The organism is Trinickia sp., from assembly GCF_051954495.1.
Lineage (GTDB): Bacteria > Pseudomonadota > Gammaproteobacteria > Burkholderiales > Burkholderiaceae > Trinickia.
In genome coordinates, this window is the sequence record NZ_JBQCHR010000177.1 from 83,281 (window position 1) to 109,115 (window position 25,835).

The following is a 25,835-nucleotide window of genomic DNA, read 5'->3' on the forward strand; positions in this document are numbered from 1 at the left end:
TTCCTCCGTTCAGACTGCGTACGATTGCGCGTCGGCCCGCTTGAATCGAAGCCCGCAGCCGGGCCGCGAAAAATCTGGCGCAATCGCGCCGTGTTCGGGCCGGGGCGCGCCGTCGAACAGCATGGATTCGATGCGCACGTGATCGTGGAACCATTCGATGTGCCGCAACCGCGGCGCGGCGGCGGCCAGATGAAGATGCAACGCCGGCGCGCAATGGGCGGAAAGCGGAATGTGCCAGGCATCGCACAGCTGTGCGGCCTGCATGAAACCCGTTACGCCGCCGCAGCGCGTGGCATCGGCTTGAAGCACGTCCACCGCTTGCGCTTCGAGGATTCGACGAAAATCGTCGCCCGTATACGCGTATTCGCCGGCTGCCACGTCCATCGTGACCGGCGCGGCTTTTCTGACTCGGTGCAAGCCTTCCAGGTCGTCCATCGATACCGGCTCCTCGAACCAAGCGACGTCGTAGTGCGCGAACCGCTCGGCGCATTGCAGCGCGCCGTTGACCGTCAGCGCCCCGTTCGCATCGACGAACAAAGCGGCGTCGCCGATCGCTTCGCGCGCGGCCGCCACGCGTTGCGCATCGCGTTCTTGCTGGGCGCCGATTTTCATCTTGACGGCCTGGCAACCGTCGGCTTCGACCCAATGCGCCAGTTGTTCGCGCAGCCGCGCGTCGTCGTAGCTCGTGAATCCGCCGCTTCCGTAGATCTGCACCTGCTCGCGCATCGGGCCGCCGAGCAGCTGCACGAGCGGTACGCCGAGCAGGACCGCATTTAAGTCCCACAGCGCGAAATCGAGCGCCGAAATGGCAGTGGCGCACAAGCCCGAGCGGCCGATGTTGCGCACGCGCCGCCATAGGCGTTGCGTCAGTGCGTTGATGCGGCCCACGTCCTGATGCAAAAGTTCGGAGGCGAGTGTGTCGCGTATCAGCGTGACGGCGCTGGCGTCGGTATATGTGTAGCCGAGCCCCGTGCATCCGCCGGCGTCGATCTCGACGACGATCAGCGTGGTCGAATTCCATTCGAACGTACCGTCTGCCTCGGGCGCGTCGGTCGGAATTTTGTAGGCATGCGCGCGCACGGCGGCGATCGGTGTCGCGTCGAGTGCGTCGCTCGAGGCGGCGCAGAGGAGCGCGGCCGCAGACTGCGCATTGTGCGAATGCTGATCGGGAATGGGCCTCATCGTATTCGAAGGACAGATGTAAAGGGGGCGGCGCGCGCGGGATGGATGACGAAATCGCTGCGAAGCCACTGCGAGCACTGCGAGCGCCACCGTGTTCGACCTCGCAGCAAAGGCTATGCCGCGTTTTCCCATCCGCCGCCGAGCGCTTTGTACAGCGCGACGAGATCCGTTTCGACTTGAGTCTGCGCTTGTACGAATTGCGCTTGCGTTTGCGCCCATTGACGTTCGGCGTCGAGCACTTCGATGAAGCTGACAAAACCTTTCGAATAGCGTTCGCGCGCGAGGTCGTAGGCGCTTCGTTCCGTATCGGCGGCTGTCGATAGCGCGTCGCGATGCGCGAGATCGGTTCGATAGACGGCCAACGCATTGTCGACGTCGCGCAAGGCCACGAGTACGGCTTTGCGATAGGCGAGCGCGGCTTGCGCTTGTCGCGCGTCAGCCAAATGCAGGTTGGCGACGAGCGCGCCGCCCTCGAAAATCGGCAGCGAGATTGCCGGACCGAACGAGTAGAACAAGTGCGACCAGCGCGCCAAATCGGAGGCATGCGATGCCCGTGTGCCGATTTGCCCCGTCAGCGTGATGTCGGGGTAGAACTGCGCGACCGCCACGCCCACATCGGCCGTCGCCGCATGCAGCTGCGCTTCGGCCTGACGTACGTCGGGCCGGCGCCGGGCGAGCGTCGACGGCAGGCCGAGCGCAATGCGCCGCGGCAACGACGGCAGCGGGGCGTCGCGCATCAATTGCGAGTCGAGCGCTCCCGGCTCCGCGCCGACGAGCAGCGCAAGCCCGTTGGCCGCCTCGGCGATTTGGCTATCGAACGGGGCGACGCCCGCTTGTGCCTGCGCCAGTTGAGCGCTCGCTTGTTTGACGTCGAGCGCGCTCGCGAGCCCGACGGCGGCTTGGCTTTTCGTTAGCGCCAGCGTGTCGCGCGCATCGTCGACGAGATGCATCGCGACGGCGCGCGAAGCCTGCGCCCCGCGCAGTTGCAAGTAGGTCTGCGCCACTTCCGCCTCGAGCGAGAGCAGCGCATCGTTGCGGCTTTCGCGCGCGGCATCGACGTCGGCCGAAGCCGCTTCGACGGAGCGTCGAACGCGGCCGAACAGATCGAGTTCCCACGAGGCATCGAAGCCGGCCTGCCATAGGTTGACCGGCGAGGTGAGCTGATCGAGCACGTCGCCGGCTTGCTTTTGAAGCCCGGGGCCGCCCCCGGGGGCGACGGCATTGACCGGCGAATTCGGCGCGCCGAGCTGGTCGACCTTGTCGTATACGCCGTTCGATTGAAGAAATCCCTTGAGCCCGAGTTGCTCGCGTTGATAACTCGCGTTGGCGCGCAGATTCGGCAGGCCTTGCGCGGCCGCCGACTGCACCTGTGTCCTCGCTTCCACGATGCGCAGCACCGCCTGCTGCAGGTCGAGGTTGCCCGCACGCGCCTGCTCGATCAACGCATCGAGCGTGGCATCGTGAAAGTGGCGCCACCAGCGCGGATCGGGATCGCTGTCGACGACGATGGCGGGAGGCGCCGGTGCAATGGCGTCGCTCGCCGCGTGCGCGTGCGGTAGCGCTGAGGCATCGGCGCGCGCGAGATCGTGCCAAGCCTCTGGGACATGCGTGTTGGGCGGGTGAAAGTCGGGCCCGACGGCGCAGGCCGAAAGGGCCGCGGCCAGCAAGAGCGCAGGGGTAACCCGTCGAGACATGTTCAATGGCCTCCCGCGCCGCCCGCGGCTTTGACCGGTGAAAAGAAGAACATGAGCGGCACGCAAAACGCGCACAGGATCGCCAGCATGACGAACACGTCGACATAGGCGAGGATCGTCGCCTGTGAAACGAAGGTTTGATACATGAGGCCGTTCGCCGTCTGCATCGCCTGCTCGGGCGGCTGTCCCATGAGCGAGGACACCGCGGCCGCGCGGGTATGCAAGGCGTCCGTAAAGTTCTGCGAAAGCGGCGTCATATGCGCGGACAAATGCGCCATGCGCGCTTGGGCGCGTTCGCGCACGAGGGCCGTGGAGACCGAGATGCCGATCGAGCCCGCGACGTTGCGAAACATCGTGAACAGCGCCGATGCATCGTTGTTCAAGTCTCTGGGCACGCTCAGATAGGCGAGCGCGGTCGTCGGCACGAACAGGCAGCCGATCGCCAGCGATTGCGCGCTACGCATCATGACCAAGGTCTTGTAGTCAATGTCGGGCGTGAGCCAATGCGCGTAGGCGAGGGCCGCGCAAAGCAGGGCGAAGCCGAGACCGATGAAGTAGCGCGTCTCGACGTGGGGCATGATTTTGCTGATGATCGGAATTTCAAGCGTGATCAGCAACGCGCCCGGCGATAGGGCGAGCCCCGCGAGCGTGGCGGTATAGCCGAGCCGTTGCTGCGCGAGCTGGGGAATGAGGACCGAGCTGCCGTAGAGAATCATGGCGAATGCGGCCATCGCCACGCACCCGAGCGCGAAGTTTCGGTCCCTGAGCGGCGTTAAGCGCACGACCGGATGACGCGCATAGGCGAGCCACGCCGCCGCTCCGGCAAGCCCGATCGCTGCGAGCGCCGCGAATATGCGGATCATCGGCGACGAAAACCAATCGGCGTCCTCGCCGCGATCGAGCATGACTTGCAGGCACCCTAGGCCGATCGCGAGCAGACCGATGCCGACATAGTCGATCGACAGCTTCTCGCGGTTCGTGCGCGCCCAAGGCGGGTCGTCGACGAGCTGTTGCACGCCGAGCGTCGTCAGGATGCCCACCGGCACATTAAGGAGAAACACCCAGCGCCAGGAAAAATGATCGGTGATCCAGCCGCCGAGCGTGGGGCCGAGCACGGGCGCGACGACGATGGCCACGGCCGAGATCGAAAACGCGCGGGAACGCTGCGCGGGCGGGAACGTGTCGAGGATGATCGATTGCTGATTGGGCTGCAGCCCGCCGCCGAAGAAGCCCTGCAAGACGCGGAAGACGATGAGTTCGCCGAGATTCGTCGCGATGCCGCACAAAAACGAGCACACGGTGAACGCCATGATGCACAGCAGGAAGTAGCGCTTTCTGCCCATCAGCCGAGCGAAGAACGCCGAGATGGGCAGCACGATGCCGTTCGCGACGAGATACGACGTGAGGGTCCATGTCGCTTGGTCGTAGCTGGCGGACATCGTGCCCGCGATATGCGGCAGGGCGACGTTGACGATCGTCGTATCGAGCACCTCCATGAACGCGGCGAGCGTGACGACGATGGCGATCAGCCAAGGGTTCGCTGCGGGGCGCCAGTTCTCGTTCGCCATGGTTCGATCGGCCCGCTTTCGCTATTTGAGGTAAACCGTAGGCTCGACCGAGAGCCCGAGCGGCAACGGATGATCGGCCGGCAAGCCGCTGTCGATGACGATTTTCACGGGGACGCGCTGCACGATCTTCACGAAGTTGCCGGTCGCGTTTTCGGCGGGGAAGGCGGAAAAGCGCGAGCCGCTGCCCTGCTGAACGCTGTCCACGTGCCCGCGCAGCGTCAGGCTCGGATATGCATCGACGTCGATCTTCACCTTGTCGCCCGGCCGCATCTCGTCGAGCTGCGACTCCTTGTAGTTCGCCGTGATCCACACCTGCGGCGTGACGATCGAAAACAACGACGCACCCGGCTGTAGGTATGTCCCCAGCTGAACGTTCCGACGTGTGATCCATCCGTCGCTGGGCGCGCGCACTTCGCACCAATCGACGTTCAGTTCGGCCTGCTCGAGTTTCGCGCGCGCTTGCTCGACCTGCTGGCGCCGCTCCTCGACGGCCGCGACCGCCTGGCGGATCTGCTGCCCGACGAGCGACGCGGTGGCGAGCTGAGCCTGGGCTTGCTTGACCGAGGCGCGCGCCGACGCCTGCTTCGCGTCGGCCGCATCGATGTTTTGCTGCGAGGTGGCGCGTGCGTCGACCTGATGTTCACGCTCATAGGCCGCCTGCGCCTGCCTGAGGTCCGCGCGAGCCGAGGAGGCCTGCGCTTGCGCTTGCCGATATTCGGCCGGATAGCGCACGTGAGCGATATCGAGTTGAATTTGCGCGGTCTTCAACTGCGCCGTGGCAAGGCCCAGCTCGGCGCGGGCGGCATCGACCTGCGCGCGGTATTCGCGCGGATCGATTTCGACGAGCAGGTCGCCCTTGTGAACATAGACGTTGTCGTTGACTGCCAGCTTCACGACGTAGCCGGCCACCTTCGGGGCGATCGTGACCGCATTGCCGTCGGTATAGGCGTCGTCCGTGCTTTCTTGGTTGCGCGTCATGAACCACCAGACCAAAGCGACGATGGCGAGCAGCATGACCACGACGGCCAGCACGATCAACGGCTTCTTGCTGCGCGGCTTGCGATCCTTGGCTTGATCGCCTTCGTCGCGGCCGGGCTCGTTCTTGCGGCGCTCGTTTCCATCGTCGGATCGATCGCCGTGCGATTCGTCGCCTGAGCGGTCGCGCGGGGAGTCATCGGCTTCGGGCATGGGGAGAACAGTCGTCTTCGCGTTGACGGGCCCGCGCGCAAACGATATGCCCATGCGCTAGTAGGCATGTTCGATGCACGCCTGTGTCGTTTGCATGCCCACTGGGCGCGCGCGGTTGCAGACGAGTTGCAGCGGAAAGCCGCGGCATCGGTTCCAGTCTTCGGTTCCCCCATCAAAGCGGCGATGACGCACGCTTTTACACGGCGGGTGTAACGCATGGCCGAAACGAGCCATAGGGCACGGGCATGCGGTTTGCGCGAGGAGTTTCGTTTCCATGTGTCGAGGAGAGCAAGGTCATGTCTACTTCAAATGAAAAGCGGCAGAACGAGAAGCGACACGAGGAAGAGCGCATCGACCACGGCGTCGACGAGACGTTTCCGGCCAGCGACCCGCCGGCGGTCGGCGGCGCGACGCGGATCGATCCGAAAGATCCGAAAGATTCGAAAGATTCGAAAAATTCGAAAGATTCGAAAGATTCGAAAGATTCGAAAGAGCCGGACGCGGGAGGCGCAAGCGAGGACGGCGGCGGGAGCGATGACACGCCGGACGCGGCGTCGAGCGGCGGCGGGCGAGCGAAGGGATCCAGCGGCGCGCCTAATCCTTCCGGCGCGAGCGGGGACAATGATTTGAGCGGAATCGCCGGTTGACCGCCTGGCGCGATGAGTCTCCCACCGCTCCAATATTTGACGCATGCTGCCGGGCCGGCATCGGCGCCTGCCTATCGCCTCGGCTGGGCGTTGATGGCGCTCGTGCTGACCGTCATCGTCATCATCGCGGCCCTGCTCGTCGCGGCGATCGCCCGGCGACGTGCGAGTGCTTCGCGCACAGACGAGGACTCGATCCCCCCCGACACAGGCGGCACGAACTGGCTCGTCGTCGGCACAGGCCTGTCGTCGATCGCATTGTTCGGCGCCCTGATATACGCAATGGCGACGCTCGATTCGGTGGCCGCGCCGCCGCGTCAGCCGCCGCTCACGATTGTCGTCACGGCTTACGACTGGTGGTGGAAGATCGATTACCCCGATGCGCTCGAGCCGTCCAAAAGCTTCGTGACGGCGAACGAGATTCATATTCCCGTAGGCGTTCCGGTACGCGTCGAACTCCAGAGCGCCGACGTCATCCACACTTTTTGGGCGCCGCAATTGGCGGGTAAGACGGAAATGATCCCGGGGCAAACCAACATGCAGTGGATCGAAGCCGACACGCCGGGTGTCTACCGCGGTCAATGCTCTCAGTTTTGCGGGGCGCAACACGCGCATATGGCCTTCGAGGTCGTTGCGCAGCCGCAAGATCGATTCGATGCGTGGCGCGAGGCTCAACGGCATCAAGCGCCGGCTGCGGCGACGCCGGACGCGCGCGCGGGGCAGCATATCTTCGAAGAACGGTGCGCGGGCTGCCACGCGGTGCGGGGCGCCGCGGCCGACGGCAGGCAGGCGCCCGATCTGACGCACTTGGCTTCGCGCCGCTTGATCGCCGCGGGCCAAATGACGAACACCCCCGAGCATCGGCTCGATTGGATCGAGCACGCGCAGCGTATCAAGCCCGATTCCTTGATGCCTTCGATGCCGCTATCGGTGGCCGACGCCGCGGCATTGTCAGCCTACCTGTCCACCTTGCAGTGAGCGACGAACGATGTCAGAGACGCCCCTATCCGCGTTGCCCGGCGATCCCCCCGGTACGGTTCGGCTGTCGAGGCCGCTTCAAATCGGCGCGCTCGACGAGGCGGGCAAGGCGCGACTGCTGGAACTGTGGGAAACGCGGCCCGGTTGGCGCGGGTGGTTTTCGACCGTCGATCACAAGTCGATCGGCCTGCGCTATCTCGTGACGGCCTTTATCTTCTTGCTGATGGGCGGCGTCGAAGCATTGATCATGCGGGTGCAGCTCGCGCGGCCCAACGCGGGCATCTTGAGTCCCGAGCAATACGACCAGCTTTTCACCATGCATGGCGTGACGATGATCTTCCTCTACGCCTTGCCGGTGCTGTCGGGGTTCTCGAATTATCTCTGGCCGCTCGTCCTGGGCGGGCGCGACATGGCGTTTCCGCGGCTCAACGCATTTTCGTATTGGGTCTTTCTGTTCGCCGGCATCTTTCTTTACGCCAGCTTTCCGCTAGGGCAGGGGGCGGACGCAGGCTGGTTCAACTACGTTCCGCTGTCGAGCTTGACCTACGATCCGGGGCCGAACATCGACGTCTATGCACTCGGGATGGTGCTGCTCGGCATTTCGACGACGGTAGGCGCCGCGAACTTCATCGTGACGCTGTTGCGAATGCGGGCGCCGGGCATGTCGATCGACCGGATTCCCGTGCTCGTCTGGGGCACGCTGACGATCTCGGCCGGCAATCTGTTCGCCGTGCCCTCGGTGAGCCTCGCGTTCCTCATGCTGTGGCTCGACCGGCGGATCGGCACGCATTTCTTCGACGTGATGGGCGGGGGCGGGCGGGCGCTGCTTTGGCAGCATTTGTTCTGGATGTTCGCGCACCCGTGGGTCTATGTGGTGGTGCTGCCCGCCATGGGCATCGTGTCCGACGCGCTGCCCGTGTTCTGCCGTCGCCCGCTCGTCGGCTACGGGCCGGTCGCGATTTCGACGGTGGCCACCATGGTGATCGGCTTCGTCGTCTGGATCCACCATATGTTCGCAACCGGCATCGCGCCGCTCGCGCTCGCGTTCTTCGGGTCGGCGAGCATGATCATTTCGATTCCGAGCGCCGTTGCCACCTTCGCCTGGATCGCCACGATTTGGCTGGGTCGTCCCGTCTTCAAGACGCCGTTTTTTTTCTTCGCGGGCTTCGTGCTGCTGTTCGTGATCGGCGGCGTGTCGGGGGTCATGACGGCCGCCGTGCCGCTCGATTGGCAATTGACCGATACGTACTTCGTGGTCGCGCATCTGCATTACGTATTGATCGGCATCAACGTGTTTCCGGTCGTCGGCGGCACGTATTTCTGGTTTCCGAAGTTCACGGGCCGAATGATGAGCGAACGCTTGGGCCGCATCGCATTCTGGCTCATGTTCGTGGGGTTCAACCTCGGCTTCTTTCCGATGCACATCGCGGGCTTGCTCGGCATGCCGCGTCGCATCTACACCTATGCGCCCGACATGGGATGGAACACCGTCAACATGCTCACGTCGATTGGCTCGTTCGTGTTCGCTTTCGGCATCCTCGTGTTCCTCGTCGATTTGATTTATAGCCTGAAGCGCGGCCCGATCGCGGGCGCCAACCCGTGGGACGCGCCGTCACTGGAGTGGTCGGTGCCGTCGCCGCCGCCGCCGTACAACTTCGCAGTGGTGCCCATCGTGGCGAGCCGTCATCCGCTGTGGGAGGCGAGGATGCTGGGCGAGGCGGACAAGCCGGTTCATGCGCGCTCGCATCTGGACGAAGGCTATGTGCTCGTTCAAGGGCGCGAGGCGCTGGGTACGACGGCGGTGAGCGGCAAACCGCACGTGATCCTGAAGATGCCGGAGGATTCCTACACGCCCTTTTGGCTGAGCGCGTTCGCCGCCCTGCTGTTCGCGGCGCTCGCCATGCAGTGGTGGGGTGCGGCGGGGTTCATGCTCGCGCTTTGCGGGGTGTCGATCGCGGTGTGGCTCTGGCCGCGGCGCGAATTGATTCAGCGCGAGCCGGTACCTGTGGAGGACGCTTCACGATGAGCGACGATACGCAAGCCGTCCTGCTGCGGCCGGCCAATACGCTGCCCGTGGGGAGCGCCGGCGAGCGCGCGAGCGGCTGGCTCGGGTGCTTGACGCTGATCGCGACCGAGGCGGCCTTGTTCGGCTACTTGATCTTTTCCTACTTGTATCTAGCCGTGCAGCAAACCGTGCACTGGCCGCCGGAAGGGTTGCCCAAGCTCGGGCTGTCATCGGTCAATACGGCCATTCTCGTGACGAGCAGCGTGTTCGCCTGGCTGTGCGAGCGCTTCGTGCGCAGGCGGCGCAAGCGGTGGGCCGTCGCATCCATGGCGATGGCGGTCGTGCTCGGCGTGATCTTCGTCGGCATCCAGCTGCACGAATGGCACGACCATCCTTACGGACCGACGTCGCACTTGTACGGCTCGCTGTATTTCACCATCACGGGCTTTCACCTCGCGCACGTGATCGTGGGCTTGTTCGTGCTCGTGCTGCTCGGCGTATGGACGGGGCTCGGCTATTTCGACGAACGGCGGCATGCGGCGTTGACGATCGGCAGCCTTTATTGGCACTTCGTGGACATCGTGTGGCTGTTCATCTTCACGACGCTTTATCTGACGCCTTACTGGCTATAGCGCTATGGAAGCGAATCGCGGCATGACCGGCGAGCCGATATCGGCGCTGACGTTGGCGCTCGGCGCACTCGCGGCGCCCGGCGCCTGGTTGTTGCAGATATGCGCGGGCGAAACGCTCGTCTCGCAGACGTGTTTTCCGCATAACGTGCCGTTGCTGATTCCGATCGCCCCTGCCGCGCGCTGGGCCGTGATCGCCATGAGCGGCGCAACGCTCCTCGTCGGTCTCCTTGGCACGTGGCTCGCATGGCGCAATTGGCGGCGTTTGTCGCAAGCGCGTCGACGTCAGACGCCGGAGTCGCTCGATACGAAAGTGGAGGGCGAAGCGTTCGTGGCGAAAGTCGGCTTAATGGCGAGCGTTCTGTTTTTATTCGCGCTCGTGGCGACGGATGTCGCGACGGGGCTTGTCTCCGCGTGCACGTAGCGCGACGGGTCGCCGCGCAGCGTTTGGAGCGATATAGAGGTGTTTATGGCCTACGGCTGGAATATCGGACGATTGCGACGACATTTCGCTTCCGGCGCGTGGGCGTGGGTGGGCGTGTGGGCCTGCGGCATGGTGTTGTCGATGCCGTGCCGCGCCAGTGGGCCGGGCGATGCAGGCGCTGCAGCCGATGCGGCGCTGATCGCGCGCGGCGCCTATCTCGCCAAGCTCGCCGATTGTGCCGGCTGCCATACCAACGCGCCCACGGGCAAGCCGCGCGAGCCTTCGCCGCCGTTCGCGGGCGGCCTGCCGATGGGTTCGCCGTTCGGCACGATCTACACCAGCAACATCACGCCCGATCCCGTCTACGGCATCGGGCGCTATACCTACGACGATTTCGAGCGCGCGGTGCGCTCGGGCATCGCGCCGGGTGGGGAGCGCTTGTATCCGGCCATGCCATATCCCTCGTTCTCCAAGATCGGCGACGACGATCTGCACGCGCTCTACGCGTACTTCATGCACGGCGTCAAACCGGTCGCAACCCCCGCGCCGAAAACGAAACTGCCGTTTCCGTTCAACCAGCGCTGGGCGCTCGCGATCTGGGACGAACTGTTCGCGCCGCACGAGCGGTTCGACCCGCGCACCGATCGCAGCGCGCAGTGGAATCGCGGCGCGTATCTCGTGCAGGCGCTCGGTCATTGCGGCGCGTGTCACACGCCGCGCGGCCCGGCTTACGAAGAGCGCGGCTTCAACGACGGCGACCCGCTTTACTTGACGGGCGGCACGAACGACCATTGGTTCGCGCCGAATCTGACCGGCGATCCCGATTCGGGTCTCGGCGCGCTTTCCGAGGGCGACATCGCCGCTTTTCTGCAACACGGGCACGGCGCGGGGTTGTCCGCGTTCGGCAGCATGGTCGAGGTTATCGAGGACAGCGGGCAATACATGACCGACGACGATCGCCAGGCGATCGCCGCGTATCTCAAGACGCTGCCGCCGCGCGAAAAAAGCGGCCATGTCGACACCGATCCTTCGCGCAACCGCGCAACGGTCGACGTGTTGAGAACGGGGTCGATCGAGTATCCGGGCGCGGGCGTCTACAACGCGTTCTGTGCGCGCTGCCACAAGGCCGACGGGCGAGGCGTCGCGGGGAAATATCCGCGCTTGGCGGGTAACCCGGCCGTCGTCGCGCCGCATGCGACTTCGCTGATTCGGTTGCTGATCGACGGCGGCCGCAGCGCCGAGACGGTCGACGGGCCGCAGCCGCACCGCATGCCGTCGTTCGCCGGAAAGCTGAGCGATACGGAGATGGCCCGGGTGTTGACCTTCATCCGCAACGCATGGGGAAACGAGGCGCGGCCCGTGGCGCCTCGAGAAGTGAAGAAGATGCGCGCCGCCTTGCATCGCTGAGCAAGACGGCGCTCGGCAAGGCAGTGGGGCGCCCTACAGCTTCACCCCACCCGCCTCGGGCGCGTCGGGGTCCAAGTCATCGCGCGCGACGTCGTAATCGGCCTCGTACTCGTCGTCGGCGCCCAGGCTGCGCCAATACGGTTCGCGCCCGTAATACTGATGCACCGAGGTCGCCCAGGTCGCGTCCGCCATCGACGGCCACTGCTGCTTGTCGAACCCCGGTGCATTCTTGATTCGCTCCGACGACAGCGACACCAAAAAGCACTTGCGTGTCGTGTCGAGCGTCAGTGCATTCCACGGGATGGCGAGCAGTTTGTCGCCGATGCCGAGAAAGCCGCCGCACGACATGACGACGTAGGCGATCCGTCCGGCTTGGACGTCGAGCATGATTTCCTTGACCTTGCCGACTTCCTCGCCGTCGGTGCTCATGATTTTGTCTCCGTCCAACGTACTGGCCGCCATGACGTCGGGGCCCGGTCCCGCGGCGGTTTCACTACCCTTTCCGACGATCCGCGCGCCTTGGGCGCCGGTGGTGCTGCTGGTGCTGTGGGTACGCATAGCATCCCTCCTTCTTTCTAGGTGCGATTGAGCGCCGATGAACATCGAGGCGCTTGTGCAAGCCGTCGTGCAAGCAACGGGTATTCCGCGCAAGTGCAAAACGCCGGATCAGCGGCTCTTGCCGCCGCCGTCCATGCCCGAGCCGCCGCGCCAGACTTGCTTGCCGGTTTCGGACAGTTCGCCGCTGCTATGAGTCTCGTCCGCTTCGGTGCCGTCGACGGCCATTTCGCCGCCGGGTTGCTCGAGCGAGGACGGCTTGCGCTCCTTGCGGGCGGCGACGCGTTCGTCCTGCGATTTGCCGCTGTGAACGGTCATGCGAACCTCCTTCTTCGATCGTTACCGGACATGGATAAGGGACGCATAACGCGTGCCGAAGTCATTCGAAGGCGTGTCGTGCGAGCTTGCGCCGCCGCCGATGACCTGTGGCTCGGGCGTTGCTGCGCATGAGGGTTGAAGCGCAACCAGACAGGAGAATCGCGATGAGCACGTTAGACCCCGACAACGTCCCCCCCACGAACAACCCCGAGCCGCATGGACGCGAGACAGGCGCGTTGGGCCCGAGCGATTCGTCCGACAGCGGGAGCGACATCGCCGGTGCAAAGCGGCATGACTTCGACCGGGACACCGAACTCGACGAGCATGCGCTCGAGACCGGCGATGCGGAACTGGCGAGCGACACCGATCGCGCGGGCACCGGCGAGCGTTCGTCGGCCGACGGCGATTCGACGTTGACCGACGACGCCGATATCGAACCGGACCGCATCGACAAGGCGCCGGGCGTCGACGAATAGAAGGGAAAGCGCGGGGGGCGGCGGCCGTCTCCGGCCGCCGGCGGCTTCATCGAGCGCTGGCCGCCTCGGGCGCCGACGCGGCCGGCACGGCGTGAGCAATGTCCGCTGCGTTGGGATAGAGCGAGAGCAACCCCCGCAAGACGCCGTTGGTCCAGCCGAAGCCGTCCTGCAACGGATATTCGCCGCCGCCGGCGGAAGCCTGGGCGGCGTTCTTGCCGATGTCGTACTTCTCGACGAGCTTGCCCGTGCGCGCGTAATAGTTGACGTTCGTGCGGATCCAACGCGTCGCGATTGCGTGCGCCAGAGCCATTTCACCATAGCGGCGCAGGCCGATCACGGCGAGATATTGAAGCGGCGCCCAGCCGTTCGGCTCGTCCCACTGCTGGCCGGTGGCGACTTGCGTCGTGGCCATGCCTCCCGGCCGCAAGAGCCCGCGCTTGACCGATTCGGCAACGGCGTGCGCCTGCTCGCGCGAGGCGACACCCGCGAAAAGCGGATACACGGTCGCCGCGGTCAAATGGTGCCGCAGGGTGCGGTGCACGTAGTCGTAATCGGTGAAGGCGCCGATCCGCGGGTCCCAGAGCCAACGCCGAATGGCGTCGGCGCGTGCCGTTGCGCGCGCATCGAAGTTCTCCGCGCGCGTGGCGTCGCCTTGGAGCCGATAGGCCTTGGCCAGCGTGCGCTCGAGGCCGTACAGCAGGGCGTTCAGATCGGCGGGAACGAGCGCGGTGACGTCGATCGTCGCCAGCGTGCGGTTGTCGGCGAACCACCTCGAGCTGAAGTCCCAGCCCGTTTCGCCGCCCGCCCGCAAATTTCGCCATAGCTCGCCCGCATCGCGCTGGGGCATCGAGCGTGCCGTGGCGACGTCTTCCCGATACGACTCGTCGCGCGGCGCGGCGCGCTCGTCCCAATATCGATTCAGAACCGTGCCGTCGGTGAGACGAACGACGTGCCGCGTGGCATGGCCCGGCGCGAGCGACGCCGCGCCCGCCATCCAGTAGTCGTATTCGGCCTTCAGTTCCGGCAGGTACTGCAGGTAGACGCTGTCGCCGTCATGCTGCGCGAGCAATCCGACCATCTGCGCGAAGAACGGCGGCTGCGAGCGGCTGAGATAGTAAGTGCGATTGCCGTTCGGAATGTGTCCGTAGCGGTCGATCAGCGTCGAGAAATTCTTCAGTTCGTCGTTGGCCAGATCGTGCCGCCCACTGGCGACGAGGCCGACCATGATGAAGTACGAATCCCAGTAATAGACCTCGTTGAATCGGCCCCCCGGTACGACGTAGGGCATGGGCAGCGGCAGCAGCGACGACCAGGGGCTCGCCACCGGATCGGGATCGCGCCGCAGCACGTCCCACAGGGTGTCGATGTGCGCGACCACGGTCTGTTTCGGATCGGAGACGTACTTGCGCGCATCGTGCCGCGGCGCGGCGAAATGCGCATCGACGAACTTGCGCAGATCGAAACCCGTTTGCTTGCGCGCGGCGTCGTAGGCGGCGACGATGCGCGCGGGCGCCTCCTTGGGCGTCATGTCGGCGAAAGTCTTGCTGTCGGGAAAAAGGCGCGCGAGCTCGACGTCGCGATAGAGTTCACCCAGCGTTTCCGACGGCGGGGAAGGGGCCACCGGCGAGGGCTTCGCACGCGGGTTGATCGCCGACGCGCCGGGGGAACGCGTCTGCTCGCTCGCGGGCGCCGAAGGCGCGGGTGTCGCGACCGGCTCCGCGGCAAAGCAGGTTGCGGTGCACAGGAGCACGGCGGCGAGCGCGGGGCGCGCGAAGGCAAGACGCATGAGCGAGACCTCTCTTTCGTTAGCGTTAGTGTGCGTGTTCGCGTTGACTGCGACGCTTGCGCGAAGCGGGCGAGACCTTGCGCCCGGGCGTCGGCGAGGCCGTGCAAGGCACGTGCCTTGACGCGCCGGGCGTGCAACGGGCGCGCGACGGCGCGAGGGTGATGCGACCGGCCGGAAAGCTGTGCCGCGAGAGGCGGGCCGGCCGCGAAGAAGAGCCTTCGATTACTGCAGGTGCTGACCGCCGTTGATCGAAATATTCGCGCCGGTCACGAAGCCTGCATCGTTCGAGCAGAGATAGGCCACGAGCGCGGCCACTTCCTCGGGCTGCCCGAGTCGGCCCACCGGAATTTCCGGCAGGATCTTCGTGGCCATGACTTCCTCGGGCACGGCCATGACCATGCGCGTGGCGATGAAGCCCGGCGAAACGGTGTTGACGGTCACGCCCTTGCGGGCGACCTCGAGCGCGAGCGACTTCGTGAAGCCATGCATGCCGGCTTTCGCCGCCGCATAGTTCGTTTGACCGAAACCGCCCTTGCAGCCGATGACCGACGAGATGTTGACGATGCGGCCCCAGCCGCGTGCCGTCATCTGCTCATACCACTGCTTGGTCATGTTGAAGACCGAATCGAGATTCGTGCGCATGACCGCGTCCCACCCGTCTTTCTCGAGCTTCTTGAAGCTCGCGTCGCGCGTAATGCCCGCGTTGTTGACGAGGATGTCGATGGCGCCGATCTCGGCCTTGATTTGCGTGGCGCAGCGGGCGCACGAATCGTAATCGGCCACGTCCACCGGATAGGCGCGAAACTGCCTGCCCGATGCTTCCATCTTGGCGAGCCAGTCGTCTGCCCCGGTATTGCTAGGCGAATAGGTGACGACGACGGCATGGCCGACATCGTGCAGCCTCGTGCTGATCGCTTCGCCGATGCCACCCATGCCTCCCGTAACGAGGGCAATTTTCTTTGTCATGTGGTGTTCTCCTTGATGAGGCGTTTGACGAAGTGAGAAGTCGACGAGCGCGCCGCGGTCCTCTCAAACCGCGGCGCGCTCGTCCGATTGGCCTCTCTTGCGGTTACCGCAGGCGAGAGCAAGCTTCGAGAATGGAGTGCCCGTTGGGGGTGATGCGCGGGCGCGGCAGGCCGATGTCCTCGGCCTCGTCGAGCGCGATCAAGTGGCGCTCGAGGAGCGTGCTCAGTTCGGCGCGATCGCCGATCTGATCGGGCGCGTCCCGGACGAGCATGAGCGTGGCAAGTTCGTGTGGGCTCAGCATGCTGACCTCCAATCGCGTAAAAACGGTCGATTCATTTCATCAATTGGCGTGCGGGACGGCTGCTCCCGCGGGCGCGGATCAATTATTTCGTCGACATAACGCACGGAGCAAAACCGGAACGAATTCCGGTCGATAAAACACAAACTGCATAAACAGCGGATGGTCGGAATGGCTATTCATATGATGCTATAAAACGTTTTCGATTATTTATGCAGATGAAACAAGAGGTATTAATTACCCGCCCTAGGCACGCATCCTGCGGACGATAGGTAATTGTTTCGAATGAGCGGCTGGTCGGCCCGGACCAGCTCCGATTCGAGATTGGCGCAATACTAATCCGGTATCGCGCAGTTCGCAATATGGAAGATCCGCGTTTTCCTGCCGCCCCATTTGTTCTGAGAGGCAGGTGAGCTTTGCACCCAAAAATCGACTTTCAAATATGTTCGATTGACTTTCGTTCTTAGGCAATGCGAACGGTTTAATCGTGGCGTCACAATTGGCCGATACCGGAAATGCCCGTTTCCGGACAGCGTCCGGCCTCGGACGAACGGTTCGGGTGCGGCCCCTGTCGGGAGCTTCTCGACCGGCATGAGGAAGGAGCCCGACCGTAGACTGCCCACGAGGCGAATCGCGGGCCCGATATTTGCGAGGAAGCCGTATCGGCCTAGCGGCACCGCTCGGCTCCTTAGCGAAGCACGCTTGTCAACGGAGGACACCGCTCATGCAAGAAACCCCGGAACCCAAAAACCCCGGAGACGAAGCACCGCCCGACGCGCCCGGCGTGGGCGAAAGCCCGTGCCGCGTCTGCCGTGGCACAGGCATGGTGGAAGGGCAGCCTTGCACGATCTGCGGAGGAACAGGACGCGTACTGCAAGGCATCGGCGGCGGCCGATAGGGCTCACGCGCCCCACGTCGGTTCAGTCACGCCGGGGAGCGGACGCGAGGGGATGGCCGCACGAGCGGCGGGGCACGGCATGCGCCGGCCCCGCCGCTCGATCGCTCAAGGCGAGATCCGATCGCCTTTAGCCGGGATGGGACGACCCGGCATCAGTGACGCCCGTCGCGGGTCGGATCGGTGCCCGACGCCACACCGGTCGTTTCCACGCGCTCCATGTTCGAGTCCCAGTAGGGCGAGCTGCCGTAATAGTCATGCAGCTCGTTCGCCCAGGCTGCATCGGCCATGGCCGGCCAGTGGTCCTTGTCGAAGCCGGGTGCGTTCTTGACGGTCTCGGACGTGACGGACAGCAAGAAGCATTTGCGGTCGGTATCGAGCGTCAGCGCATTCCAAGGAATGGCGAGCAGCTTGTCGCCGATGCCGAGGAACCCGCCGCTCGACATGACGGCGTAGGCGATGCGACCCGTGTAGACGTCGAGCATGATCTCCTTGATCTTGCCCACGTCCTCGCCGTCCGAGCTCATGACCTTGTCGCCGTCCAGCGTGCTTGCCGCCATGACGTAAGGCCCAGGGCCTTCGGCCGACGTGCTGCCCTTGCCGACGATGCGGGTCTGCCCGCGGCTATTCATGGGATCCGGTGAGAGGCTCATAGTGTGCTCCTTTCGTAGTGGGACATTGTCTAGGGCCGGTCGCTGCGCGACCCCTTACTGCACCTGCGAGATCGCCTTCGAGACGGAGGCAGGGCTGTCGTAGTTCTTGTCGGGCAGCCGATCGAGCAATTCGACGATCTCGCGCTCGGCGTGATGGGCTCGCGCCGTTTCGGCGAGGCGCTCGCGCGTCGTCGGATAGTCGACGCCCGACAGCGCCTTTTGGATCGCGATGGGCGAAGGCTGTCCGGGGTGCCTATGATCTTGCGAATGGGCCGGGTGCTGGGCCATGTATGCCTCCTTGAACGAGGTTGAACACGCCTACGAATTCAGCAACGACCGTTCCATCCGCGCGAAGCCGCGCGGTAGCGGGCATGCGCGCGGGCAAAAAGCGGCGCGCCGCCGCATACGCCGTAAAACGTTCAGGGGCGATGCAGACTTTGCCCATGCATGGGTGGGTGCAACGCCCCATGGGTATAGGCGTTGCTCGACGACTCGTATTGGTTGCAACCCTCAAATAGGACGCTTTGCCATGCACTCAGACCCCGCACTCGACCAGCTTTGCATCGACACGATCCGCACGTTGACCATGGACGCCGTCCAGAAAGCGAACTCGGGCCACGCCGGTGCGCCGATGGGGCTCGCGCCGGTGGCGTATCAGCTCTGGCAGCATCACCTTCGCTACGATCCGGACGAGCCGCTATGGCCCAATCGCGACCGGTTCGTGTTGTCGGTCGGCCACGCTTCGATGCTGCTCTATTCGCTGCTGCATCTCGCGAACGTCAAGGCGGTCGACGACGAAGGGCGCGCGACGCAAAAGAGCGCCGTTTCGCTCGACGACATCCGCCGTTTTCGCCAGCTCGACAGCAACACGCCGGGCCACCCGGAGTACCGCATGACGACAGGCGTCGAAACGACGACGGGCCCCCTCGGTCAGGGCCTGGGCAACAGCGTCGGGATGGCGATCGCTTCGCGCTGGTATGCGGCGCGATACAACCGCGACGGTTTTCCGCTATTCGACTATCGGGTCTATGCGCTCGCCGGCGACGGCGACCTCATGGAGGGCATCTCGCACGAGGCGGCATCGCTGGCGGGGCATCTGCGCTTGTCGAACCTGACATGGATCTACGACAGCAATCGCGTGACGATCGAAGGGCATACCGATCTTGCCTACAGCGACGACGTCGAAGCGCGCTTTCGCGGTTACGGGTGGCATACGCTAGCCGTCGAGGATGCGAACGACCTGGGGGCGCTCGACGCGGCCTTCGCCGGTGCGAAGCGCATGACCGATGCGCCGACGCTGATCGTCGTCAAGAGCGTGATCGGCTGGGGCGCGCCGCACAAGCAGGGCACGGCGGCGGCGCACAGCGACGCGCTTGGCGAAGAGGAGGTCGCGCTCGCAAAGCGTGCTTACGGCTGGCCCGAGGACAAGCAGTTCTACGTGCCGCCGCACGTGCAAGAGCGCTTCGCCCAAGGCGTCGGCGCACGCGGGGCGCAGGCGCGCGGCGCGTGGCGCTCGTGCATGGAGGCGTATGCGCGGCGCTACCCCGATCTCGCGCGCGAACTCGCGCTCATCGACGGTCACGGTCTGCCTGACGGATGGGATGCCGATTTGCCCGTATTCGACGCCGACGCCAAAGGGGAGGCGACGCGCGCGTCCTCGGGCGAAGTGCTCAACGCCCTTGCGGCACGCATCCCTTGGATGCTCGGCGGCGCGGCCGACCTCGCCCCGTCGACGAAGACGCTGCTCAAATTCGAAGGCGCGGGCAGCTTCTCCCGCGACGATTCGTCCGGGCGAAACCTGCACTTCGGCGTGCGCGAGCATGCGATGGGCGCGGTGGCGAACGGGCTCGCGCTATCGAACCTGCGCCCCTATACCGGTACGTTCCTCATCTTCAGCGACTATATGAAGCCGCCGATTCGATTGGCCGCGTTGATGGAGATCCCCGTCGTTTTCGTGTTCACGCACGATTCGATCGGCCTGGGCGAAGATGGGCCGACGCACCAGCCTGTCGAACAGTTGGCGTCGCTGCGCGGCGTTCCCGGCTTGACCGTGCTGAGGCCCGCCGATGCGAACGAGGTGCGCGAAGCCTGGCGCGTGGCGCTGAACGATGCACGCCGACCGACCGCGCTCGTGCTGTCCAGACAGCCGTTGCCCACGTTGGATCGCAAGCGCTTCGCCGCTGCCGACGGCTTGCATCGCGGCGCCTATGTCCTGGCGGATCCGCCGGACGGCTCCGCGCCGTCGGTGCTGCTGCTGGCGGCCGGCAGCGAAGTGTATGTTTGTCTCGCGGCCTACGAGCGCCTGACGCAGGAAGGAATAGCGGCCCGCGTGGTGTCGATGCCGTCGTGGGATATTTTCGAGCTGCAGGACGATGCTTACAAGGACAGCGTGATGCCGCCGGAGATCGACGCGCGCGTGGCCGTCGAGCAGGGCGCAACGCTGGGTTGGGATCGTTATGTCGGGCGAGCCGGGGAAAAAATCGTCATGCATACGTTCGGCGCGTCGGCGCCAATGCGCGACTTGCAGGCGAAGTTCGGATTCACGCCCGATCACGTCTATGAGGCGGCCAAGCGGCAAATCGCGCGCGTGATTGGATCGAGAGGGTTACCGAGCGGAGATTGAGCGCCCGGGGCCGGCAAAAATACCGGCCCCGGGGCGCTTTACTTCAGGTTACGTCCGATCGACGCGAGCGGTCCGCTATTGCTGATGTCCGCCGCGATAGAGCTGGTCTTGCTGCGGCGAGGTCGGATCGCCGGTCGTGCTGTGCCGCCCCCGGTGATTCATGCCGGGCGACATCGTGGAGCGGCCCGAATTCTCGCCGGTTGCGCCCGGGCTGCCGTAGCCGCCGGTGGTGTTGCCGTTAGCGGTGTTGCCGTTGCCATTCGCGACGTTCCCGCCGTTCATACCCGGCTGGATGCCGGGCTGCTGCAGCGTATTGCCATCCGGCGCGGCACCGCCGCGCGTGCCGCCCCCGCCGCCTGCCGATCCGCCCGCGCCCTGAGCATAAGCGCCGCCCGCACATGCGATCGCGAGTACCGAAACGAGTAGCGTCTTCGTCGAAGTCTTCATCGTGGTCCTCCATTTAAGGTTGCGAATGATGCGCGTCTAATTTCAACTCCGTAACGCACGCTTTCACTGCTGCAAGGGACATGCCTTGGACAGGGCGACCTGTGGCAAGGAAGGGGCGGGAACGCGTGTTGCGCGCCTCGGATGAACGCCGACGGGACAAGGCGCGCAAGGCGTCGGTGGGGGGTTCCCTCGACGGCCCGCCCACAGGAGAAGCGCAATGGCTGGATCTCTCGATGCACAACGGTGCCTCGTGGAAATCGAACACGCGATATTCAAAATTTTCCGGTTCACGTCGACGCGGCGCGTCGACACCCGTGCGCGAGGATAAGGGTGAAGCTCGAGCGACTGGAGCGAAGCGCGCGATCGCGCGTGAAGGGGCGCATCGCCGCCGATGTCTGGAATGCAATGTGGCGCTATCGAACGCAGACGTTCGGCGCTACCGCGTTGATGGTCGCGGCCAAGCTGGCCGGCGTATCCGTGCCGCTCGTGCTGCGCGAAATCATCGACGAACTCGGGCATCGCACGGCGCTCGCGCTGTTCCCCGTCTTTCTCGTGCTGGCCTATGCGCTGCTGCGCTTCCTGGGCGATGCGCTGGGCGAGACGCGCGACGTCGTCTTCAGCACCGTCACGCAGCATACCGTCGCGGGGCTTGCCGAGCGCACGTTCGCGCGCCTGCATCGTCTCGGCGCGCGGTATCACGCACAGCGGGAGACGGGAGCAATCGTACGGGACGTGCAAAAGGGCACGGATGGGGTGGGTTATCTGCTCGGCGTCGGGCTGTTTACGATTTTGCCCGCCTTCATTGAGATCGCCACCGTGATTGCCATCATCGCCGGCAACTTCACGATCGCATTCAGTTGGATCATCGCGGCGACGCTGGTCGGCTACGCGACTTATACCGTGATCTTCACGCGCCGGCGCATGCGCGTGCAGCGCGAGGTCAATCGGCTGGAGGCGGCGTCCGACAGCCGGCTCGTCGACAGCATGCTCAACTACGACACGGTGAAATATTTCGCGGCGGAGGAGCTCGAAACGTCGCGTTATCGCAGCGTGCTGAGCCGATGGATCGTCGCGCGGCTCGCGAATCAGCGCGCCCTGACCGCGCTGCATCTGGGGCAAAGCGCCGTCGTCTGCCTTGGGATTGCCGCAATGATGCTGCTCGCCGTGCAGTACGTCGCGGCGGGCCGCATGACGCTCGGCGATCTCGTGCTGGTCAATGCGTATATCGTGCAAGTGTGCATGCCGCTGAACACGCTCGGCTTCGTGTTCCGCGAAACGAACGACGCGCTCGTCAATGTCGAGCGCATGTTCACCGTATTGGCCGGCGATAGCGCGGAAGGGGCCGAATCGACGGCGGACGAGGATCGCGACGAGCCTGATGCGAAACCGTTGATCGTGACGAACGGCGAGATCGCGTTCGAGCATATCGACTTCGGCTACGATCCGGCGCGGCAAATCCTGCACGACGTCGATTTCAGAGCGCGGCCCGGCGGCACGCTCGCGGTCGTGGGCGGCAGCGGATCGGGCAAATCGACGCTCGTGCGCCTGCTGTTTCGCTTGTATGCGCCGACGCGCGGCAAGGTCACGATCGACGGGCAAGATTTGCGGTACGTCACGCGCCGTTCGTTGCGCGGGGCGATCGGCATCGTGCCGCAGGACACCGTGCTCTTCAACGACACCATCGCCTACAACATCGGGTACGGTCGGGAGCATGCGACGCGCGCCGATATCGTGCGTGCCGCGCGCGCGGCGCAGCTCGACGAATTCATCGAACGGCTTCCCGACCACTACGATACGCGCGTCGGCGAGCGCGGTTTGCGGCTGTCGGGCGGGGAGCGGCAACGGATCGCGATCGCGCGTGCGTTCCTGAAAGATCCGCCGATCATCGTGTTCGACGAGGCGACCTCGGCGCTCGACACGCGTTCCGAGCGCGCGATTCAAAACGAATTTCGTCGGCTTGCTCAAGGCCGTACATCGGTCGTGATCGCGCATCGCTTGTCGACGATCGTCGATGCAGACCGCATTCTCGTCATGGAGCATGGGCGCATCGTCGAACAAGGCCGCCACGACGATCTGATCGCCCGGCCGGGCGGCGTCTACGCGCGCATGTGGGCGCTTCAGCGTGAGCAAGGCGAGCTCGAACACACGCAGCGCAAGCTGGCGGCCCAGCCCATGCGACTGGGCGACCTGGCGGCCGAGATCGCCGCGCGCGTGGTGACCGAGGCGCAGGCGCAAGGCGTCGATTTCGGGCTGCGCGTCGTCGACCCGGAATTGCCGGTGACAGGAGAAACGGAGCAGATTCAACGTGTCGTCGCCAAACTATGCGCCAACGAGGTCGAGCATGCGGCGGCCGGCGAGCGCGTCGAATTGCGGGCGACGCGCGACGGCAATTCGGCATGGCTGGCGGTGCTCGGTTCGCGTGCCGAGCCCGCGCCGCTGTCCGACGAACAGGCGGCCGAAGCCGAGCGCGTGCTGAGCGCGGCGGGCGGCAAGCTGTCGCCGACGGCCGTCGACGGGCACGTCGCGTACGTCGTCGCCTTGCCGCTCCTGCCCGTGGTGGGCGCGGACGGCGTCGTGGCGCCGGTGGCGCAGGGGCAAGCGCGTCTGGACGGGATCAACGTGCTGGCGATCGACGACGACGAGGAGGCGCGCGATGCGTTAGAGGCGGCGCTCGTCGCGAGCGGCGCGCACGTGGAACTGGCTGCTTCGGGCGCCGATGCATTGCGTCGCCTGAGGGATACGACGCCCTCGGATTGGCCGCGCGTGCTCGTCTGCGATATTTCGATCGGCGACGAAGACGGGTGCGAGGTTCTGGCTCGCGTTCAAGACATCGCCCGCCAATACGACGGCGCGTCGCCGCCCGCTATCGCATTGACGGGGCATAGCGACCCGGCGGTGCGAGAGCGGACGGCCCGCGCCGGGTTCCGTGCGCATTTCGTCAAGCCCGTGCCGATCGATGCGCTCGCCGGCGAGATACGACGCTTGGCCGTACATGCCTGAAGCAAAGGCTCTTTGCGTATCGGGACTCACCCTTGCTCGCCTCCGGAACCGAGTCCAACACCATGCGAACGGAGGGCAAGATGAAAGCAGTGGTTTTTCACGGGATCGGCGACATACGCTTGGATACGGTGCCGGACCCGAGCATGCAGGCGGCAACCGATGCGATCGTGCGGCTCACGTCGAGCGCGATCTGCGGCACCGATCTGCACATGGTGCGCGGCACGTTATCCGGCATGCAGCCGGGTACGATCCTCGGTCATGAAGGCGTGGGCATCGTCGAGGAAGTGGGCACGGCGGTGCGCAATCTGTCCAAGGGCGATCGCGTCTTGATCCCTTCGACGATTTCATGCGGCTATTGCGCCTACTGCCGGTCGGGCTACACGGCGCAGTGCGACAACGCGAATCCGAACGGGCGCCTCGCCGGCACGTCGTTCTTCGGCGGCCCGAAAGACACCGGGCCGATCGACGGCTTGCAGGCGCAATACGCGCGCATTCCGCTGGCCGCCGCCACATTGATTCGGTTGCCCGACGACATCGACGACGACCGCGCGATCCTGCTGTCCGATATCTTCCCCACCGGCTGGTTCGGCGCGCAACTCGCGCGCGTGAAGCTGGGCGATACCGTGGCCGTGTTCGGTGCGGGCCCGGTGGGGCAGTTTGCGATAGCGAGCGCTCGGCTGATGGGCGCGGGGCGTGTCTTCGCCGTCGATCGGCTCGAATCGAGATTGTCCATGGCGCGCGCGCAGGGGGCGGAGCCGATCGATTTCGATCGCGAAGACCCGGCCGAGGCGATCCGGTCGTTGACGGGCGGCATCGGTGCGGATTGCGTCATCGACGCGGTGGGCGTCGACGCGGAGCGCGCCCAGCAAGGTCCGGCCGCGGACGGGCAGCAACGCGAGATGTTCGATCGCGAGGTCAAGGAAGTGGCGCCCCAGCAGGCGCCGAGCGCGCAGGAGGGCGACGGACAATGGAAGCCCGGCAGCGGGCCGACGCAGGCCGTCCAATGGGCGGTGAAAGCCGTGGCGAAGGCCGGCACGATCGGTGTGATCGGCGTGTACCCGCCGAGCCTCGCGCGTTTTCCCCTGGGCGAAGCGATGAATCGCAATCTGCAGGTGAATATGGGCAACTGCAATCACCGCTCGATTCTGCCTGGGCTCGTTGAACGCGTGCGCAACGGGTCGGTCGATCCGATCGCGATTCTGACGCAGCGCGAGCCGATCATGAATGCGATCGACGCCTATCAAGCGTTCGACAAGCGGCAGCCCGGATGGATGAAGGTCAAGCTCGAGCCTTGAGGGGCTCTAGGCATTCCGGCGCTGCGTCGCTCGGGGCATCGACTGGGCGCGGCATTGGGTGGCCCGGCCATCGCTGCGGGAGGTCAATCGCAGCTGCGGCTACCGGCGAGGGGCCGTCGGTGTCGCTGGCTTGGCCCCCGCCAAGATTTGCCGAATCTTGGCCAAATGCCGGTCCCCCAGCGCGTGGTCTTGGGCGGCGCCAACCGGCCGACGCGGCGCCGGCGGCCAAATGCCTAGGTAGCGGCACAACGCCGATACGAACACGGGCCGGCCGGCGTGCGCCAAGCGCCGCGCCGCATCGGTCACGCGCACGTGGCCCGCGTGCGTCATGAGCCAGGCGAGCGCCTGCCGGTCGTCGTCATTTGCAAGTCGGATGAGCCGTTCCATACAGCACCTATACTGTATAAATACACAGGTAAATATATACAGTACTTTTGCTGGGGAAGCAAGGGCCTCGGGCAGCGGCGGTACGCTGAAGAGGCTGTAGCCCCGCTCCGTTTGGGCATCGAGCGCCCGGGCCTATGCAAAGCTGTGACTCAGCGCGACAAAAACGGCCGTTTCTGTGAATCTACGCGACAAAAAGCCGAGTCGTGAAGGCTATCTGTGACTCTACGCGACACGCGGGGCAACTCTCGCGGCGAGGCGGCAATCTATCTCCTATTGCATTTTGTGAGCCTACGCGACAAATTTGACCATTTCTGTGACTCTGCGCGACAAAATGTGAGTTCGAGGCGATAAAATGTGACTCTACGCGACAACTCGGCACCTTCATGACCGCGACCCTAGAGCCCGTAACCAAGGACG

General features: G+C 65.0%; 24 protein-coding genes. 11 read left to right on the top strand and 13 right to left on the bottom strand.

The window, feature by feature from the left end; translation table 11 throughout:
• Positions 1 to 9: 9 nt before the first annotated feature.
• From ACTHNR_RS24875 to ACTHNR_RS24890, 4 genes are all read right to left on the bottom strand, one after another.
• Positions 10 to 1,182, bottom strand: a complete 1,173-nt coding sequence (locus ACTHNR_RS24875; RefSeq protein ID WP_440551143.1) for an enolase C-terminal domain-like protein — start codon at positions 1,180 to 1,182, stop codon at positions 10 to 12.
• 113 nt (positions 1,183 to 1,295) lie between these two features.
• Positions 1,296 to 2,876, bottom strand: coding sequence for an efflux transporter outer membrane subunit (locus tag ACTHNR_RS24880; protein WP_440551145.1), 1,581 nt, complete (start codon positions 2,874 to 2,876; stop codon positions 1,296 to 1,298).
• A 2-nt stretch (positions 2,877 to 2,878) separates the two neighbouring features.
• Entirely contained in the window at positions 2,879 to 4,444 is a 1,566-nt protein-coding gene (locus ACTHNR_RS24885) for a DHA2 family efflux MFS transporter permease subunit (protein ID WP_440551147.1), read from the bottom strand.
• A 21-nt stretch (positions 4,445 to 4,465) separates the two neighbouring features.
• Positions 4,466 to 5,632, bottom strand: a complete 1,167-nt coding sequence (locus ACTHNR_RS24890) for an HlyD family secretion protein (protein WP_440551149.1) — start codon at positions 5,630 to 5,632, stop codon at positions 4,466 to 4,468.
• A gap of 296 nt (positions 5,633 to 5,928) precedes the next feature.
• Here ACTHNR_RS24890 and ACTHNR_RS24895 point away from each other — a divergent pair, with 296 nt between their 5' ends.
• The 6 genes from ACTHNR_RS24895 to ACTHNR_RS24920 all read left to right on the top strand — a co-directional run bounded on the left by ACTHNR_RS24895 (position 5,929) and on the right by ACTHNR_RS24920 (position 11,719).
• Positions 5,929 to 6,279 carry a hypothetical protein gene (locus ACTHNR_RS24895; protein ID WP_440551204.1) on the top strand — a complete coding sequence of 117 codons (351 nt, stop codon included), beginning with the start codon at positions 5,929 to 5,931 and terminating at the stop codon, positions 6,277 to 6,279.
• A 12-nt stretch (positions 6,280 to 6,291) separates the two neighbouring features.
• A complete protein-coding gene (gene coxB, locus ACTHNR_RS24900; RefSeq protein ID WP_440551151.1) occupies positions 6,292 to 7,254 on the top strand; it encodes a cytochrome c oxidase subunit II in 963 nt (320 codons plus the stop codon).
• 10 nt (positions 7,255 to 7,264) lie between these two features.
• Positions 7,265 to 9,280, top strand: a complete 2,016-nt coding sequence (gene ctaD, locus ACTHNR_RS24905) for a cytochrome c oxidase subunit I (RefSeq protein ID WP_440551153.1) — start codon at positions 7,265 to 7,267, stop codon at positions 9,278 to 9,280.
• Positions 9,277 to 9,891 carry a cytochrome c oxidase subunit 3 gene (locus ACTHNR_RS24910; RefSeq protein WP_440551155.1) on the top strand — a complete coding sequence of 205 codons (615 nt, stop codon included), beginning with the start codon at positions 9,277 to 9,279 and terminating at the stop codon, positions 9,889 to 9,891. The genes ctaD and ACTHNR_RS24910 overlap by 4 nt, the downstream gene beginning before the upstream one ends.
• Positions 9,892 to 9,895: 4 nt before the next feature.
• A complete protein-coding gene (locus ACTHNR_RS24915) occupies positions 9,896 to 10,312 on the top strand; it encodes a hypothetical protein (protein WP_440551158.1) in 417 nt (138 codons plus the stop codon).
• A 129-nt stretch (positions 10,313 to 10,441) separates the two neighbouring features.
• Positions 10,442 to 11,719: a c-type cytochrome gene (locus ACTHNR_RS24920; protein ID WP_440551199.1), complete on the top strand. Its 1,278-nt coding sequence runs from the start codon at positions 10,442 to 10,444 to the stop codon at positions 11,717 to 11,719.
• Positions 11,720 to 11,752: 33 nt separating this feature from the next.
• Here the strand turns inward: ACTHNR_RS24920 and ACTHNR_RS24925 are convergent, their stop codons facing one another.
• Positions 11,753 to 12,277: a PRC-barrel domain-containing protein gene (locus ACTHNR_RS24925; protein ID WP_440551161.1), complete on the bottom strand. Its 525-nt coding sequence runs from the start codon at positions 12,275 to 12,277 to the stop codon at positions 11,753 to 11,755.
• Between the two features lie 108 nt (positions 12,278 to 12,385).
• Positions 12,386 to 12,592, bottom strand: a complete 207-nt coding sequence (locus ACTHNR_RS24930) for a hypothetical protein (protein ID WP_440551164.1) — start codon at positions 12,590 to 12,592, stop codon at positions 12,386 to 12,388.
• 164 nt (positions 12,593 to 12,756) lie between these two features.
• Between ACTHNR_RS24930 and ACTHNR_RS24935 the strand changes: the two genes are divergently transcribed.
• Positions 12,757 to 13,068, top strand: coding sequence for a chemotaxis protein (locus ACTHNR_RS24935; protein ID WP_440551167.1), 312 nt, complete (start codon positions 12,757 to 12,759; stop codon positions 13,066 to 13,068).
• A 46-nt stretch (positions 13,069 to 13,114) separates the two neighbouring features.
• Here ACTHNR_RS24935 and treF read toward each other — a convergent pair whose 3' ends face one another.
• From treF to ACTHNR_RS24950, 3 genes are all read right to left on the bottom strand, one after another.
• The gene (treF, locus tag ACTHNR_RS24940) at positions 13,115 to 14,854 is read right to left on the bottom strand and encodes an alpha,alpha-trehalase TreF (protein ID WP_440551170.1); all 1,740 of its coding nucleotides are present in this window, start codon (positions 14,852 to 14,854) and stop codon (positions 13,115 to 13,117) included.
• Positions 14,855 to 15,076: 222 nt separating this feature from the next.
• Complete coding sequence (phbB, locus tag ACTHNR_RS24945) at positions 15,077 to 15,820, bottom strand: acetoacetyl-CoA reductase (protein ID WP_440551172.1); 744 nt, start codon at positions 15,818 to 15,820, stop codon at positions 15,077 to 15,079.
• 103 nt (positions 15,821 to 15,923) lie between these two features.
• Positions 15,924 to 16,121, bottom strand: coding sequence for a hypothetical protein (locus ACTHNR_RS24950; protein WP_440551173.1), 198 nt, complete (start codon positions 16,119 to 16,121; stop codon positions 15,924 to 15,926).
• A gap of 721 nt (positions 16,122 to 16,842) precedes the next feature.
• Between ACTHNR_RS24950 and ACTHNR_RS24955 the strand changes: the two genes are divergently transcribed.
• Positions 16,843 to 17,016: a hypothetical protein gene (locus ACTHNR_RS24955; RefSeq protein ID WP_440551176.1), complete on the top strand. Its 174-nt coding sequence runs from the start codon at positions 16,843 to 16,845 to the stop codon at positions 17,014 to 17,016.
• A gap of 152 nt (positions 17,017 to 17,168) precedes the next feature.
• Here the strand turns inward: ACTHNR_RS24955 and ACTHNR_RS24960 are convergent, their stop codons facing one another.
• Together ACTHNR_RS24960 and ACTHNR_RS24965 are read right to left on the bottom strand one after the other, a co-directional pair.
• Positions 17,169 to 17,666 carry a PRC-barrel domain-containing protein gene (locus tag ACTHNR_RS24960; RefSeq protein WP_440551178.1) on the bottom strand — a complete coding sequence of 166 codons (498 nt, stop codon included), beginning with the start codon at positions 17,664 to 17,666 and terminating at the stop codon, positions 17,169 to 17,171.
• A gap of 54 nt (positions 17,667 to 17,720) precedes the next feature.
• Complete coding sequence (locus ACTHNR_RS24965; protein WP_440551179.1) at positions 17,721 to 17,954, bottom strand: DUF2795 domain-containing protein; 234 nt, start codon at positions 17,952 to 17,954, stop codon at positions 17,721 to 17,723.
• A 241-nt stretch (positions 17,955 to 18,195) separates the two neighbouring features.
• On the opposite strand from ACTHNR_RS24965, the gene tkt reads away from it, so the two are divergent.
• Positions 18,196 to 20,289, top strand: coding sequence for a transketolase (gene tkt / locus ACTHNR_RS24970; RefSeq protein WP_440551181.1), 2,094 nt, complete (start codon positions 18,196 to 18,198; stop codon positions 20,287 to 20,289).
• Positions 20,290 to 20,364: 75 nt separating this feature from the next.
• Here tkt and ACTHNR_RS24975 read toward each other — a convergent pair whose 3' ends face one another.
• Positions 20,365 to 20,736 carry a hypothetical protein gene (locus tag ACTHNR_RS24975; RefSeq protein WP_440551183.1) on the bottom strand — a complete coding sequence of 124 codons (372 nt, stop codon included), beginning with the start codon at positions 20,734 to 20,736 and terminating at the stop codon, positions 20,365 to 20,367.
• Positions 20,737 to 21,141: 405 nt separating this feature from the next.
• On the opposite strand from ACTHNR_RS24975, the gene ACTHNR_RS24980 reads away from it, so the two are divergent.
• Together ACTHNR_RS24980 and ACTHNR_RS24985 are read left to right on the top strand one after the other, a co-directional pair.
• Positions 21,142 to 23,736, top strand: coding sequence for an ATP-binding cassette domain-containing protein (locus ACTHNR_RS24980; RefSeq protein ID WP_440551201.1), 2,595 nt, complete (start codon positions 21,142 to 21,144; stop codon positions 23,734 to 23,736).
• Positions 23,737 to 23,816: 80 nt separating this feature from the next.
• Positions 23,817 to 25,031, top strand: coding sequence for a zinc-dependent alcohol dehydrogenase (locus tag ACTHNR_RS24985; RefSeq protein WP_440551185.1), 1,215 nt, complete (start codon positions 23,817 to 23,819; stop codon positions 25,029 to 25,031).
• Between the two features lie 99 nt (positions 25,032 to 25,130).
• On the opposite strand, the gene ACTHNR_RS24990 is transcribed toward ACTHNR_RS24985, so the two are convergent.
• Positions 25,131 to 25,418 carry a hypothetical protein gene (locus tag ACTHNR_RS24990; protein ID WP_440551187.1) on the bottom strand — a complete coding sequence of 96 codons (288 nt, stop codon included), beginning with the start codon at positions 25,416 to 25,418 and terminating at the stop codon, positions 25,131 to 25,133.
• Positions 25,419 to 25,835 lie beyond the last annotated feature (417 nt).

What these genes read in the sequence shown, in the direction of transcription:
- ACTHNR_RS24875 (WP_440551143.1), bottom strand. Translation starts at nt 1,182, where the DNA reads ATGAGGCCCATTCCCGATCAGCATTCGCACAATGCGCAGTCTGCGGCC.
- ACTHNR_RS24880 (WP_440551145.1), bottom strand. Translation starts at nt 2,876, where the DNA reads ATGTCTCGACGGGTTACCCCTGCGCTCTTGCTGGCCGCGGCCCTTTCG.
- ACTHNR_RS24885 (WP_440551147.1), bottom strand. Translation starts at nt 4,444, where the DNA reads ATGGCGAACGAGAACTGGCGCCCCGCAGCGAACCCTTGGCTGATCGCC.
- ACTHNR_RS24890 (WP_440551149.1), bottom strand. Translation starts at nt 5,632, where the DNA reads ATGCCCGAAGCCGATGACTCCCCGCGCGACCGCTCAGGCGACGAATCG.
- ACTHNR_RS24895 (WP_440551204.1), top strand. Translation starts at nt 5,929, where the DNA reads ATGTCTACTTCAAATGAAAAGCGGCAGAACGAGAAGCGACACGAGGAA.
- coxB (WP_440551151.1), top strand. Translation starts at nt 6,292, where the DNA reads ATGAGTCTCCCACCGCTCCAATATTTGACGCATGCTGCCGGGCCGGCA.
- ctaD (WP_440551153.1), top strand. Translation starts at nt 7,265, where the DNA reads ATGTCAGAGACGCCCCTATCCGCGTTGCCCGGCGATCCCCCCGGTACG.
- ACTHNR_RS24910 (WP_440551155.1), top strand. Translation starts at nt 9,277, where the DNA reads ATGAGCGACGATACGCAAGCCGTCCTGCTGCGGCCGGCCAATACGCTG.
- ACTHNR_RS24915 (WP_440551158.1), top strand. Translation starts at nt 9,896, where the DNA reads ATGGAAGCGAATCGCGGCATGACCGGCGAGCCGATATCGGCGCTGACG.
- ACTHNR_RS24920 (WP_440551199.1), top strand. Translation starts at nt 10,442, where the DNA reads ATGGTGTTGTCGATGCCGTGCCGCGCCAGTGGGCCGGGCGATGCAGGC.
- ACTHNR_RS24925 (WP_440551161.1), bottom strand. Translation starts at nt 12,277, where the DNA reads ATGCGTACCCACAGCACCAGCAGCACCACCGGCGCCCAAGGCGCGCGG.
- ACTHNR_RS24930 (WP_440551164.1), bottom strand. Translation starts at nt 12,592, where the DNA reads ATGACCGTTCACAGCGGCAAATCGCAGGACGAACGCGTCGCCGCCCGC.
- ACTHNR_RS24935 (WP_440551167.1), top strand. Translation starts at nt 12,757, where the DNA reads ATGAGCACGTTAGACCCCGACAACGTCCCCCCCACGAACAACCCCGAG.
- treF (WP_440551170.1), bottom strand. Translation starts at nt 14,854, where the DNA reads ATGCGTCTTGCCTTCGCGCGCCCCGCGCTCGCCGCCGTGCTCCTGTGC.
- phbB (WP_440551172.1), bottom strand. Translation starts at nt 15,820, where the DNA reads ATGACAAAGAAAATTGCCCTCGTTACGGGAGGCATGGGTGGCATCGGC.
- ACTHNR_RS24950 (WP_440551173.1), bottom strand. Translation starts at nt 16,121, where the DNA reads ATGCTGAGCCCACACGAACTTGCCACGCTCATGCTCGTCCGGGACGCG.
- ACTHNR_RS24955 (WP_440551176.1), top strand. Translation starts at nt 16,843, where the DNA reads ATGCAAGAAACCCCGGAACCCAAAAACCCCGGAGACGAAGCACCGCCC.
- ACTHNR_RS24960 (WP_440551178.1), bottom strand. Translation starts at nt 17,666, where the DNA reads ATGAGCCTCTCACCGGATCCCATGAATAGCCGCGGGCAGACCCGCATC.
- ACTHNR_RS24965 (WP_440551179.1), bottom strand. Translation starts at nt 17,954, where the DNA reads ATGGCCCAGCACCCGGCCCATTCGCAAGATCATAGGCACCCCGGACAG.
- tkt (WP_440551181.1), top strand. Translation starts at nt 18,196, where the DNA reads ATGCACTCAGACCCCGCACTCGACCAGCTTTGCATCGACACGATCCGC.
- ACTHNR_RS24975 (WP_440551183.1), bottom strand. Translation starts at nt 20,736, where the DNA reads ATGAAGACTTCGACGAAGACGCTACTCGTTTCGGTACTCGCGATCGCA.
- ACTHNR_RS24980 (WP_440551201.1), top strand. Translation starts at nt 21,142, where the DNA reads ATGTGGCGCTATCGAACGCAGACGTTCGGCGCTACCGCGTTGATGGTC.
- ACTHNR_RS24985 (WP_440551185.1), top strand. Translation starts at nt 23,817, where the DNA reads ATGAAAGCAGTGGTTTTTCACGGGATCGGCGACATACGCTTGGATACG.
- ACTHNR_RS24990 (WP_440551187.1), bottom strand. Translation starts at nt 25,418, where the DNA reads ATGGAACGGCTCATCCGACTTGCAAATGACGACGACCGGCAGGCGCTC.